Source organism: Bacillus sp. JJ1764, from assembly GCF_036962145.1.
Taxonomy (GTDB): Bacteria; Bacillota; Bacilli; order Bacillales; family Cytobacillaceae; genus Neobacillus.
On sequence record NZ_JBALNY010000045.1, the window covers coordinates 40,088 to 52,534 of the forward strand.

At 43.6% G+C, this 12,447-nt stretch carries 14 protein-coding genes and 1 pseudogene; all 15 read left to right on the forward strand.

Annotated elements, in window-relative coordinates:
- Positions 1-344: 344 nt before the first annotated feature.
- Positions 345-551: a 50S ribosomal protein L31 gene (gene rpmE, locus V7083_RS07280; protein WP_335476718.1), complete on the forward strand. Its 207-nt coding sequence runs from the start codon at positions 345-347 to the stop codon at positions 549-551.
- A 177-nt stretch (positions 552-728) separates the two neighbouring features.
- Positions 729-1,340, forward strand: coding sequence for a thymidine kinase (locus V7083_RS07285; protein ID WP_335476743.1), 612 nt, complete (start codon positions 729-731; stop codon positions 1,338-1,340).
- Between the two features lie 227 nt (positions 1,341-1,567).
- Positions 1,568-2,074 carry a hypothetical protein gene (locus V7083_RS07290; protein WP_335476719.1) on the forward strand — a complete coding sequence of 169 codons (507 nt, stop codon included), beginning with the start codon at positions 1,568-1,570 and terminating at the stop codon, positions 2,072-2,074.
- 177 nt (positions 2,075-2,251) lie between these two features.
- Entirely contained in the window at positions 2,252-3,325 is a 1,074-nt protein-coding gene (gene prfA / locus V7083_RS07295) for a peptide chain release factor 1 (RefSeq protein ID WP_335476720.1), read from the forward strand.
- Positions 3,318-4,187, forward strand: a complete 870-nt coding sequence (gene prmC, locus V7083_RS07300) for a peptide chain release factor N(5)-glutamine methyltransferase (protein WP_335476721.1) — start codon at positions 3,318-3,320, stop codon at positions 4,185-4,187. The genes prfA and prmC overlap by 8 nt, the downstream gene beginning before the upstream one ends.
- 409 nt (positions 4,188-4,596) lie before the next feature.
- Positions 4,597-5,523, forward strand: a complete 927-nt coding sequence (gene spoIIR / locus V7083_RS07305; RefSeq protein ID WP_335476722.1) for a stage II sporulation protein R — start codon at positions 4,597-4,599, stop codon at positions 5,521-5,523.
- A gap of 120 nt (positions 5,524-5,643) precedes the next feature.
- Positions 5,644-6,090 carry a GNAT family N-acetyltransferase gene (locus V7083_RS07310; RefSeq protein WP_335476723.1) on the forward strand — a complete coding sequence of 149 codons (447 nt, stop codon included), beginning with the start codon at positions 5,644-5,646 and terminating at the stop codon, positions 6,088-6,090.
- Positions 6,091-6,277: 187 nt separating this feature from the next.
- Positions 6,278-7,321: an L-threonylcarbamoyladenylate synthase gene (locus V7083_RS07315; protein WP_335476724.1), complete on the forward strand. Its 1,044-nt coding sequence runs from the start codon at positions 6,278-6,280 to the stop codon at positions 7,319-7,321.
- Positions 7,322-7,412: 91 nt separating this feature from the next.
- A complete protein-coding gene (locus V7083_RS07320) occupies positions 7,413-7,970 on the forward strand; it encodes a manganese efflux pump MntP (RefSeq protein WP_335476744.1) in 558 nt (185 codons plus the stop codon).
- 120 nt (positions 7,971-8,090) lie between these two features.
- Positions 8,091-8,546 (forward strand): low molecular weight protein arginine phosphatase, encoded by a 456-nt coding sequence (locus V7083_RS07325; protein ID WP_335476725.1) that lies wholly within the window; start codon positions 8,091-8,093, stop codon positions 8,544-8,546.
- Positions 8,547-8,659: 113 nt separating this feature from the next.
- On the forward strand, positions 8,660-9,106 hold the full coding sequence (rpiB, locus tag V7083_RS07330; protein WP_335476726.1) for a ribose 5-phosphate isomerase B: 447 nt from the start codon (positions 8,660-8,662) through the stop codon (positions 9,104-9,106).
- Positions 9,107-9,138: 32 nt separating this feature from the next.
- On the forward strand, positions 9,139-9,705 hold the full coding sequence (locus V7083_RS07335) for a TIGR01440 family protein (protein ID WP_335476727.1): 567 nt from the start codon (positions 9,139-9,141) through the stop codon (positions 9,703-9,705).
- Positions 9,706-9,880: 175 nt separating this feature from the next.
- Complete coding sequence (gene glyA, locus V7083_RS07340) at positions 9,881-11,122, forward strand: serine hydroxymethyltransferase (protein WP_335476728.1); 1,242 nt, start codon at positions 9,881-9,883, stop codon at positions 11,120-11,122.
- A gap of 152 nt (positions 11,123-11,274) precedes the next feature.
- The gene (gene upp / locus V7083_RS07345; RefSeq protein ID WP_335476729.1) at positions 11,275-11,904 is read left to right on the forward strand and encodes a uracil phosphoribosyltransferase; all 630 of its coding nucleotides are present in this window, start codon (positions 11,275-11,277) and stop codon (positions 11,902-11,904) included.
- Between the two features lie 245 nt (positions 11,905-12,149).
- Positions 12,150-12,447, forward strand: a pseudogene (locus V7083_RS07350) (S8 family serine peptidase); the annotation flags it as partial.

The following is a 12,447-nucleotide window of genomic DNA, read 5'->3' on the forward strand; positions in this document are numbered from 1 at the left end:
GAAAATGCTATCGCATTTCCTTCGTGCGTGGGAAGATTCAAGGAAGAAATTCAATGTCCTGCGGGAGTACGGGGCAGGGGAGACCCCGCAGGAGCTTAAGGCGCCGAGGAGGCTCCCCGGCACGCCCGCGAACCGCAAGTGCCTGGAACGGAAATCAACAATCAAGTTCAATGGACTTCCAAAAAAAATAACCAAAACCCTAAAAATCCCATCTTGCAAAAGTAAGGTCACCTTGTTATAATGGGGTCAGTGTGTTTTTACTATGTAAGTTAGTGCCTGTTTAAAGACAAGCACATTTTTATAACTCTGTTTCGAATGATTCAGGGCGGAAGGAGATGAAAAGAATGAAAGCAGGAATTCATCCAAATTATAAAACAGTAACGGTGACTTGCGCATGCGGCAACACTTTCGAAAGCGGATCAGTGAAAAACGAAATTCGCGTTGAAACTTGCTCTGAGTGCCATCCGTTCTACACTGGACGTCAAAAATTCGCTGAAGCTGGCGGACGTGTTGACCGTTTCAACAAAAAATACGGCCTTAAGCAACAGTAATTATTTGCTCAAAAAAACAGGCAAGAGAAATTTTACTTGCCTGTTTTTTATTGTGAAGATATTTTATTTCCTAAAAGGAAAATCTAACATAACCATGTCCTTTGCCCACGCAAAGGCTGTAACGATACTTAAAATAGATTATTGTATTGGCTTTGGAAGAGGAAGGAGACACCGTTCATGTATGTAATGAAACAAAGCGGATGGGTAGAGGTTATTTGCGGCAGTATGTTTTCTGGAAAATCGGAGGAATTAATACGTCGAGTGCGGCGTGCCCAATTTGCCAAACAAAAAATAGCTGTTTTTAAACCAAAAATTGATAATCGCTATAGCGAGAAATCGGTCGTATCCCATAATGGTTCTTCTTTTTCTGCGAAGCCCATTTCACATTCAATAGAAATTTTGCACCATGTGGAAGCGGACATTGACATCGTCGCCATTGACGAAGTGCAATTTTTTGATGAAGGCATCGTCAGAGTCGTACAGCAATTAGCCGACAGCGGGCACCGCGTCATTGTAGCTGGTCTGGATCAGGACTTCCGTGGCGAACCATTCGGGCAAATGCCTGCCTTGATGGCCATCGCCGAAACGGTGACAAAGTTGCAGGCAGTCTGCACAGTCTGCGGTTCACCTGCATCAAGAACCCAGCGCCTAATTGACGGCCACCCTGCATCTTACCATGACCCAGTTATCCTTGTTGGAGCATCGGAAGCTTATGAGCCACGCTGCCGCCACCATCATGAAGTGCCAAAAACAACTACCCAGCGTGTTGTTATGGAAGAGAGCGTATAATCCAAAAACTGTCTGAGAAAAGTAATCTCAGGCAGTTTTTTTATTTAGGGAAAAGTAATTAGGAAATTTAGTTGAAAATGTGTTGGATTGACAGTCTCAGCTAGAAGGGTTTTTTTAAATATGGCCCAATTCAAACGGAATCTAATATGGTTCATCCGCTTTGGAAAGATTTCACTTGCTCGTTTGCTTCCACTCAAGGGGCATGATACTAATGGAGGTGAAAAACGATGAAAAAATCGATGATTCTCTCGGTGTTCATGCTTTTGATGTTGGCGGCAGGTTGTTCGAATGAAAAAAGTGCGGATCACACTGCTTACGATTTGAGGAAAGACCGTAGCTCTCCAAATTTCATGTCAAAACGCGGTGATCAAAATCGTTACAGCCCTGAGAATGTGGCCAATCGTGATAAGAACCAACAGCACTTGGTAGAAGATGATATTACCAATCAAAATCCTAACTTTCTAGACTTAAACGGTACTGGCAGCGGCAGTGAGGCTGGTGCCGGAAATCAGGGAAATGATATCAATCAAGCAAAGCAGGTTATCGCAGCAACGAATGAATTCACGACAGATCGTGTGTGGATCAATGGTGATCGGATGTGGGTGACCGTGCATAAAAAAGGAATGCTATCCCACAAAGAAAGAGACGCAGCAGAAGCTCGCTTGCATAAAAAATTAATTCAAGCGTTACCTCGCTACAATATAGAAGTGAAAGTGCAGGAAGACAGAAGATAACATGCTCTGAGACTCAGGGCATGTTTTTTTGCCATAAATATTTCTTAATAGAATTTGTTTTTGACTGCAGTTTTTAACTATACTATAATTAGAATGTTATGGACAAAAATGACCGTTCATTTGTTATAAAACAGATTTTAAATAGAAGGAATGCAAAAAAATTAGAGGTGAATAAAAGTGTTTGATCGTCTTCAATCGGTAGAGGATCGATTCGAACGGCTAAATGAGCTGTTGAGTGATCCGGAAATTATAAATGATTCAAAAAAGCTTCGCGAATATTCAAAAGAACAAGCAGATCTTCAAGGAACCGTTCAGACCTATCGTGAATATAAGGATGTGCGCGAACAGCTTCAGGATGCAAAGGCAATGTTGGAGGACAAACTGGATCCGGAAATGCGTGAAATGGTAAAGGAAGAGGTTAATGAGCTCGAAGTACAAATGCAAGATTTACAAGAGCGCTTACGAATTCTCCTAATTCCAAAAGATCCAAACGATGATAAGAACGTTATTTTTGAAATTCGCGGTGCTGCTGGCGGTGAAGAAGCAGCTTTATTTGCTGGAACCCTATATCGGATGTACAGTCGCTATGCGGAATCTCAAGGTTGGAAAACGGAAGTGATCGATGCCAATGAAACTGGTCTTGGTGGTTTCAAAGAGATTATTTTTATGATCACCGGTACGGGCGCCTATTCCAAATTAAAATATGAAAATGGTGCACACCGGGTACAACGTGTGCCGGAAACCGAATCAGGCGGTCGGATTCATACCTCCACAGCAACAGTTGCCTGCTTGCCGGAAGTGGAAGAATTTGATATCGAGATTAATGATAAGGATATCCGTTTTGATGCATTTGCATCAAGCGGTGCTGGCGGACAGAGCGTTAACACGACCATGTCAGCCGTCCGTTTAACTCATATCCCGACTGGAATTGTGGCGACAAGTCAGGATGAGCGTTCTCAGCATAAAAACAAGGACAAAGCAATGAAAATCTTACGTGCCCGAATTTATGATAAATTCCAGCAGGAAGCCCAGGCTGAGTATGACCAAGTTCGAAAATCAGCGGTCGGAACTGGTGACCGTTCTGAGCGGATCCGTACGTATAACTATCCGCAAAATCGGGTAACTGACCACCGTATTGGCTTAACGATCCAAAAGCTGGATACCATTATTGAAGGCAAGCTTGACGAAATCATTGATGCATTAATTCTTGATGACCAAGCAAAAAGATTGGAAAATGCCACAAATGAGTAAAAAAGTATTCGAAGCTCTGAAATGGGCTTCTTCTTTTTTAACAACAGCCGACCGCGACGAAAATGCAGGAGAACTGTTACTTCGCCATTTCACCGGAATGTCACGGTCGCAGTTGTTTGCCAATGTTCGGGAGGAGTTATCGCCGGAAGTGTGGGAATCCTTTGAGCAAGCGGTCCATCAGCATGCCCAGGGTGTCCCCGTCCAATATATCATCGGTACAGAAGATTTTTACGGTCGCACCTTTCGCGTCAATCCTTCCGTCCTTATTCCAAGGCCTGAAACCGAAGAACTCGTGTACGGCGCACTGAAACGGATCAAGCGTCTTTTCGCATATAAAGACAAACTCAAACTTGCCGACATTGGCACCGGCAGCGGAGCCATCGCCATTACCATGAAACTAGAAGAACCTTTATTGAAGGTGACAGGCACCGATATTTCGCTAGAGGCTTTAATGGTGGCTCGGGAGAATGCGCAAAGGTTGGGAGCGGATGTGGACCTTCGCCAAGGGGATTTACTTGCTCCATTCTTCGGTGAAGCAGAGAAACTGGATATAGTCATGTCAAATCCGCCGTATATTCCGGTGGGGGATCAAGCGGAGATGTCGGAGGTTGTGACGGAGCATGAGCCACACAGTGCGTTGTTCGCGGGCAAAGATGGGCTAGATTTTTATCGTCGCTTTATGGTGGAACTGCCGAAGGTGCTGGCATCACAAGCCCTGGTTTGTTTTGAGATTGGTGCAGGGCAGGGTGAAGTGGTTGCTCAGCTATTACGAAACACATTTACCAACAGCAAAGTAGAAATAGTCAATGACATAAATGGCAAAGACCGAATGGTGTTTGTTGAGATCGGCTTTGGGGAGTAGTCCTCGGAGCCTTTTTATTTTTAAAAATAAAAAGCCGAGGGAGCCTGCTCGCGGGATTATTGCAGAAACTGGCGGAAATAACCGGATAAGTGGTGGGATTATCTAAAAAACTGGCGGGATTATAACTAAAACTCGCGGGATTCAGGTGAAAGCCCGCGGAATCCAGCCTAATCTCTCATAAACCACACCAGTATCGCGATAAAAAGAAGGCCAAAGAATGCTCTTTTTAAATGCCGCTAACCAAGTTAGCGGGATTATTTCTAAAAATTGACGGGAATATCCGAAAAAGAGGATGGATTATTGCAAAAAACTGCTCCAACCCAAATCTTTTAAAAAATACTAATTTTTAATAGTTTAAGATTCTGGCATTCTGTCCACAATGATGATAGTGAAGGGACGGTGCTGAGAGATGAGAAACAAGTTGGTAGTGTGGGCTTATCTAGCAATTCTATCGTTTGCAACGATATTAAATTTATATATGCCGAAAACAGAGGCGGCTTCAAAGGAATCGATTGTTATACCGGGTGAGGCGATTCGCCTGCGGATCCTGGCTAATAGTGATTTTGAAAAGGACCAAGCGATTAAACGAAAAGTGCGAGATGAGGTTAATGCGCAAATCACCTTATGGGTGCAGGATTTGACCTCTATGGATCAAGCACGAAAGGTGATTAATACTAAACTTCCTGAGATACAATCCATCGCAGAAAAGGTGGTCCGTGAACAAGGGTCTGATCAGTCAGTTAAAGTAGAATTCGGCAAAGTGCAGTTTCCAACAAAATTGTACGGTCAGTACTTGTACCCAGCAGGTAAGTATCAGGCAATTCTTATCACCCTGGGTAAAGGGGAAGGGGCCAATTGGTGGTGCGTTCTCTACCCACCGCTCTGCTTTCTCGATTTTTCAAACGGAGTAGCCGTAAGTAAAGGATTTGATGAAAAGCAAGTGGCTGCTGCGCAATCTGAACCTCCAGAGGTCGTAACTGAACAGCAGGACGAAGTGGCACAGGATAAAGAATCATTGAAGCAGGACCAAGAACGGGAAGAACCTCAGCAGAAAGAAGAAAAGAAAGCACCAGTAGTACAAAAAGAATCACAAGTAGCGCAAAAAGAAACACCAGTGAAACAAGAGACCAAAAAAGAGCCGATTTCTAAAAAAGAACCCACTAATAAGACTCCGAATGAAAAAATCACGGATATCCAAAAGAACAACGATAAAACCGAGAAACTAGACCAAACAACGGCAAAAGAATCAGCTGCTCCGGTCTATACATCAGAAGATGAGCAGCCAGTAAAGGTGAAATTCTTCGTTGTGGAAATGTGGGAGAAGATGTTCGACTAAAGGCTTAGACCATTTAAGGGGTCGGCCTCTTTTATTTTTCTAAAAATACTAGATTTGCCGGTTCTATTTTACCTACCTTTTCATACTCATAGAGTAGAACTAAAAAAAGAGGTGGATGCGATGCAGGCGTTGATTCGTAAAGGAACAAAAGAGGACCTCAATCGGTTAAGAGATTTTTTATTAAAAGCAAAGCTCGGAACGGATGGGCTTTCAGAGGATACAATTGGATCATTTCTACTATTAGAAAATGGGAAAGGGGAGCTTGTTGGTTCCTTAGGGATGGAAGTGTTTGAGAGAGTTGGGCTGCTTCGTTCGTTAGTCGTATCTTCTGGATGGGCTGAGAAGGAGATCCTCGTCCTGTTTGATCAAATGGTTCAACTGGCAAAAGAACGGGGGATGGAGAGTCTATTTTTAGCCACTAATAAACCAATGGCAGTGGCGTTTTTCGAGTTGATGGGCTTTCAACAGATTAGACGGGAGTCACTTCCGGAGGAGTTATTGTTATCAAATCATATTCGACACGTTTTTAATGTGGATAACTCGTTATTTTTCAAATTCACCCTTTGACTTTGTGGATATACCCCCGAAGTTATCCACTTTTTTCGCTTACTTATACACAATTTGTGGATAAAACTTGTATTTATGGCTGCCTTCTTTTATACTTGCAAACGTATAAAGTGTAAAAAGTGAGTCATTGAGCCTAAATTCGTCATTTTTCGACGCAATGACTTCTGGATCATAAAGGTGGATAACTATGAAGACAAAAGTATGGAAAGTGGATAAATATGTGGATAATCTGGAAAGTAATCCACAACTTGTGGATGCCGCGCAACTTTTACGGGATAACGAAGTGGTGGCCCTTCCTACCGAAACGGTTTATGGACTGGGCGGAAATGCTTTCAATGATGAAGCTGTTGAAAAGATCTACGCCGCAAAAGGACGACCAGGCGATAATCCACTGATTATTCACATTGCTGATAGGGAACAGCTAAACGATTTTGTAGCTGAGATTCCGGAAAAGGCAGAACAATTAATGAACGGGTTCTGGCCTGGACCCTTAACCATTATTTTAAAAATGAAGCAAGGGGTTTTGTCAGAAAAGGCATCAGCAGGGCTCACCACAGTCGGGGTTAGAATGCCAGACCATCCGGTTGCACTGGCCCTCCTAAAACAATGCGGTCTGCCGATTGCTGCTCCGAGTGCCAACAGCTCAGGGAAGCCAAGTCCGACAACTGCACAGCATGTGATCGATGACTTACAAGGGAAAATTGCCGGGGTCCTTGATGGTGGGCCAACTGGAGTAGGAGTGGAATCCACCGTGATCGACTGTACGGAGGCAATCCCAGTCATTTTAAGGCCAGGTGGGGTTACGCTGGAGCAGCTCCAAGAGGTGATTGGAGAAGTGAAGGTTGATCCGGCCCTAACCGATGAGGCTGCTAAACCGAAAGCACCAGGCATGAAGTATCGCCACTATGCTCCGAATGCCCCGCTTTATTTGGTCACAGGCACCAAGGAATTTTTACAAGGCTTAGTGGATGAAAAACAGCAAGAGAGCTTGCGAGTTGGAGTGCTGACAACGGAGGAGCATCAGACTGAATACAGAGCAGATTACGTGCTGGCTTGTGGGAAGCGCAGTGAACTCGAATCAGTAGCAGCCGCTCTTTACGATACACTCCGTCAGTTTAATCAGTCCAATGTAGATGTCATTTTTAGTGAAATGTTCCCTAGCGAAGGTGTGGGACATGCCATCATGAACAGGCTTCTTAAAGCAGCTGGAAACAAAATCATTTCAGAGTAAAAGTCAGAGATTCTCTGGCTTTTTTTATAGCTTCTAAAACCATTTGGACGTGCATAAGTTGAAATAGTTAGTCCAAGGGAGCGTGGCAGAAGTGACAGAAATGGTTGGCGAATTAATAACATTAATAATAATGGCAACTGCCTTAGGAATGGATGCTTTTTCAGTCGGACTCGGAATGGGCATGTACAAATTGCGCTTGCGGAAAATTTTTAAAATCGGAATGACCATTGGGTTATTTCATGTTTTTATGCCGCTTGCCGGAATGACGGCTGGGAGATTTTTATCGGATAAATTTGGAGCAGTCGCCACTTTTATTGGCGGTTTATTGTTAATTATATTAGGGGTGCAAATGATTTGGGCAAGTTTGAAACCTGGCGAGCAGAAGTCGATTTCTCCGGTGGGCATCGGTTTGTTGATTTTTGCATTCAGTGTCAGTCTTGATAGCTTCTCAGTAGGGCTAACTCTAGGGATTTATGGGGCTAAAACGATAATGGTCTTATTATGCTTTGGGATTATCGCCACTGTGCAAACCTGGGCAGGCCTGCTGCTGGGAAAAAAGGTACAAGGATGGCTTGGGGCATATAGTGAGGCGCTGGGTGGCGCCATATTACTGGCGTTTGGATTTAAGTTGATTACGATATTTTGGTAACGGCTTATTGAAAAAGGTGATATAGTAATAGAGAGAGACAACCTAGCTACGGCAGTGGATGCCGATTATACATATTGTTTAGAAAATTGTTTTATAATAGAAGGAAAGGGGGCAAACACATTGCGGCGCATACTGTTTGTATGTACGGGAAACACATGTAGAAGTCCAATGGCAGAAGCGATTTTGAAAAACAAAGATTTGGCGGGAATGGAAGTAAAATCAGCAGGAATTTATGCGGCGAACGGAAGCGAAGCATCTCCTCATGCCAAACAAGTTTTGAAAAATAACCAAATTACTCATCAGCATAGTTCCACCTTATTGTCCGACAAGGAGGTTGAATGGGCGGAACTGATTCTGACCATGACCTCGGCCCATAAATTTGCCATCCAGCAGCAGTACCCAAAATCGATTGAAAAGGTTTTTACTTTAAAGGAATTTACCGGGGAAGAGTTTGATCACGATGTGGTCGACCCATTCGGGGGAAGCTTGGCTATTTACGAAGAAACCTACAAAGAGCTGGACCAACTTATTAATAAGGCCATCGAAAAAATTCAACAATGGCGGGAAATTAAATAGGCAGGAGCTCTCTTTTTTTAAGAGGGCTTTTATATTTTTGTTTGGGCTTTATATTTTTCAGGCAGTATGTCAAAATTAAAGCAGAAAGAGTTTAGAACATAGGAGGAATTCTCATGAGAGTAGCATTAGCGTCTGACCATGGCGGCATCCACATTCGCAAGGAGATCGCCAATCTATTGGACGAGTTAAACATAGAATACGTTGATTTTGGCTGTGAATGTGAAACATCAGTTGATTATCCGGATTATGCCCTGCCAGTAGCAGAAAAGGTGGCAAGCGGTGAGTTTGACCGCGGGATTTTAATTTGTGGAACTGGAATTGGAATGAGTATTGCAGCGAACAAAGTAAAGGGTGTGCGCTGTGCACTTGTTCACGATACATTCAGCGCTAAAGCAACTCGCGCCCACAATGACAGCAATATGTTGGCAATGGGCGAGCGTGTCATTGGCCCAGGATTGGCAAGGGATATTGCCCAAATCTGGTTAACTGAGGATTTTGAAGGCGGTCGCCACGCAAACCGGGTTGGCAAAATTACGGATTATGAAAGTAAGAACCAATAAAATCAGATTATGCTACAGAAAGGTCGAGGCGTATGATCCAGGAATGGGAAAAAGAGCTGGAAGCAATTTTGGAAGAATTTAAAAATCAGGAGTCTCTCAAAGCGGGTCAACTGCTAGTGGTGGGCTGCAGCACAAGTGAGGTCATTGGTGAAAGGATTGGCACGGCTGGAACTCTAGATGTGGCAGAAATGATTTTTCAAGGGCTTAAAAATCTCCAAGCGGAAACCGGGATTCAGTTGGCCTTCCAATGTTGTGAGCATTTAAATCGAGCTCTTGTACTGGAACGTTCGACTGCAATGGAGCGGGGATTTGATGAAGTTTCCGTCGTGCCTGTCCGCCATGCTGGCGGTGCCATGGCTACATATGCTTTTGGTAAACTGGCTGACCCTGTTGTGGTGGAATTCGTGAAGGCAGAATTGGGGATCGATATCGGACACACCTTAATCGGCATGCATCTCAAGCACGTTGCTGTACCGGTTCGAGTAAAACAGAAAACATTGGGACATGCCCAAGTCACTCTAGCTAAATCACGACCAAAGCTGATTGGCGGTGCAAGAGCTGTATATGAGCTAAACACGGAAAATATAAGTTGTCATTAAGGTTAATGTTCGGAAATTGAACTAGTTCTACTGGAAATTATAATTAAATAGGGTTAATCCTTTGCAATTGGCGAACAATTTTTATAAAATAAGGCTAAATCCTTTCTTTTTATAAAAAACATGCTAAAATAGAGAAAGAATTTTCTAACTGTTTTGGAACATAGGGGGGTTAACCATGAAGCATTTGTCACAATTAGACGAGCAGGTTTTTCAAGCGATTCAAAAGGAATTAGGACGTCAACGCTCCAAAATCGAACTTATTGCCTCAGAAAACTTTGTCAGTGAAGCGGTAATGGAAGCACAGGGATCTGTTTTAACAAACAAGTATGCTGAAGGCTATCCAGGCCGTCGTTATTATGGCGGTTGCGAGTATGTCGATATTGTTGAAGATCTTGCCCGTGACCGCGCGAAACAAATTTTTGGTGCGGAATATGTAAACGTGCAGCCACATTCCGGCGCCCAAGCCAATATGGCCGTTTATTTCACCATCCTTGAACAAGGTGATACGGTTTTGGGAATGAACTTATCTCACGGCGGTCACTTGACTCACGGCAGCCCAGTCAACTTCAGTGGTATTCAATATAAATTCGTTGAATATGGTGTCGATGAAACAACCCATCGGATTAACTATGAGGATGTATTGGCAAAAGCGCGTGAACACAAGCCAAAGCTAATTGTAGCAGGTGCAAGCGCCTATCCAAGAGAAATTGATTTTGCTAAATTCCGTGAGATCGCTGATGAAGTAGGTGCCTTCCTCATGGTGGATATGGCTCACATCGCAGGTCTTGTCGCTGCAGGCTTACATCAAAATCCAGTTCCTTATGCTGATTTTGTTACAACGACTACTCATAAAACCTTACGCGGTCCACGTGGCGGGATGATTCTTTGCAGAGAAGAATTTGGCAAGAAGATCGATAAATCTATCTTCCCTGGCATTCAAGGCGGTCCACTTATGCACGTAATTGCTGCTAAAGCAGTAGCATTTGGTGAAGCATTACAAGATAACTTCAAAGATTATGCGAAACAAATTATTGCCAATGCCCAGCGTTTGGCTGAAAGCCTTCAAAAAGAAGGAATCAAACTTGTTTCCGGTGGAACAGACAACCATTTATTATTAGTAGATTTACAATCTCTTGGTTTAACTGGAAAGGTTGCCGAGCATGTTCTTGATGAAGTTGGCATTACTGTCAATAAAAACACCATTCCATTTGACCCGCAAAGCCCATTTGTAACCAGCGGAATCCGTATTGGAACAGCTGCTGTAACATCTCGTGGTTTTGGTCTGGCAGATATGGACGAAATTGCTTCCATCATTGCCTACACATTGAAAAATCATGAGGACGAAGCTGCCTTAGAGGAAGCCCGCAAACGTGTGGACACCCTTTCAAGCAAATTTGTTCTTTATCCTGAATATTAACTAGAAAAAATCGGCCTACCTTGATACAGTGGGCCGATTTTTGTTGTAAAGGATTTGACAAAAATTTCACCTCGTCTTTAGTTGCTCATTGGATTGTTTTTCTGTAAAATGGGGCATAGTGTAAAAAATTGATCATAAAAGGGGCGATTCTTGTGGCTAAGGTCTACGTCTTTGACCATCCGCTTATTCAGCACAAACTTACTTACATACGTGATAAACATACTGGAACAAAAGATTTCCGTGAACTGGTTGACGAAGTTGCAACACTCATGGCATTTGAAATCACCAGAGATATGCCACTTGAAGAAACGGACATCGAAACACCAGTCTGCAAAACCAAATCCAAGATCCTTTCAGGGAAAAAAATCGGAATCGTACCAATTCTTCGTGCAGGAATTGGCATGGTGGACGGCATTTTAAAATTAATCCCAGCTGCGAAGGTAGGGCATATTGGTTTATATAGAGACCCTGAAACATTGCAACCAGTTGAATACTATGTAAAACTTCCAAAGGACGTGGAAGAGCGTGACTTTATCGTAGTAGATCCAATGCTTGCAACCGGCGGATCTGCTATCGAAGCAATCCACGGCTTGAAAAAGCGCGGTGCTAAAAACATCAAATTTATGTGCTTAATCGCAGCTCCTGAAGGCGTCGAAGCAGTAAAATCAGCTCATCCAGACGTAGATATCTACATTGCTGCTCTTGACGAGAAGCTAAACGACCACGGTTACATCGTACCAGGCCTAGGTGATGCTGGCGACCGTCTATTTGGAACAAAATAATGTGGGAAAAAGTGTCACAGGCATAGTGCTTGCGGCACTTTTTTTGTTATATGCACGAAAAATGAGAGGTGCCTTGCCGAAAGCACCCTTTTACTTCAGGATTAACGTGGTTTACTTGCGGTATGGAGTCATTTACTTGCGAAACTACCCCATTTACTTGAGAAAACCGTCCACTTACTTGCGTCCCTCCTGCATACTTTCTCCTCCCAAAGAAAACGCTATGGAAAAAAGGGGATTGCCTTTATATGAAATTGCTGCTCGCCTTACTGCTTGCTTTTCAAACTCCCAACCTGTTAATCACCCCGCCAATACCGGTATCCACCAAGGATGAGATTGCCATCGTCATCCTCAATCAGCCCAAATCAGAACAGGAAATTAAACAGCTTCTCGCTCCATACAGAAAGATTAAGCTGCGGCGTGTGTTTAACGAGGCGATCACCGGGTTCTCTGTTCAAGGTCCGCCAGCAGAAATGACCCTGCTTGCTGCTAAGCAGTCCATAACCCACATCTCACCCGTCACCGAGTACCGCGCTGAGGTGGAGG

Bases quoted from the DNA above. Each gene is read 5' to 3' on its own strand.
- rpmE (WP_335476718.1), top strand. From the start codon at position 345: ATGAAAGCAGGAATTCATCCAAATTATAAAACAGTAACGGTGACTTGC.
- V7083_RS07285 (WP_335476743.1), top strand. From the start codon at position 729: ATGTATGTAATGAAACAAAGCGGATGGGTAGAGGTTATTTGCGGCAGT.
- V7083_RS07290 (WP_335476719.1), top strand. From the start codon at position 1,568: ATGAAAAAATCGATGATTCTCTCGGTGTTCATGCTTTTGATGTTGGCG.
- prmC (WP_335476721.1), top strand. From the start codon at position 3,318: ATGAGTAAAAAAGTATTCGAAGCTCTGAAATGGGCTTCTTCTTTTTTA.
- spoIIR (WP_335476722.1), top strand. From the start codon at position 4,597: ATGAGAAACAAGTTGGTAGTGTGGGCTTATCTAGCAATTCTATCGTTT.
- V7083_RS07310 (WP_335476723.1), top strand. From the start codon at position 5,644: ATGCAGGCGTTGATTCGTAAAGGAACAAAAGAGGACCTCAATCGGTTA.
- V7083_RS07315 (WP_335476724.1), top strand. From the start codon at position 6,278: ATGAAGACAAAAGTATGGAAAGTGGATAAATATGTGGATAATCTGGAA.
- rpiB (WP_335476726.1), top strand. From the start codon at position 8,660: ATGAGAGTAGCATTAGCGTCTGACCATGGCGGCATCCACATTCGCAAG.
- V7083_RS07335 (WP_335476727.1), top strand. From the start codon at position 9,139: ATGATCCAGGAATGGGAAAAAGAGCTGGAAGCAATTTTGGAAGAATTT.
- glyA (WP_335476728.1), top strand. From the start codon at position 9,881: ATGAAGCATTTGTCACAATTAGACGAGCAGGTTTTTCAAGCGATTCAA.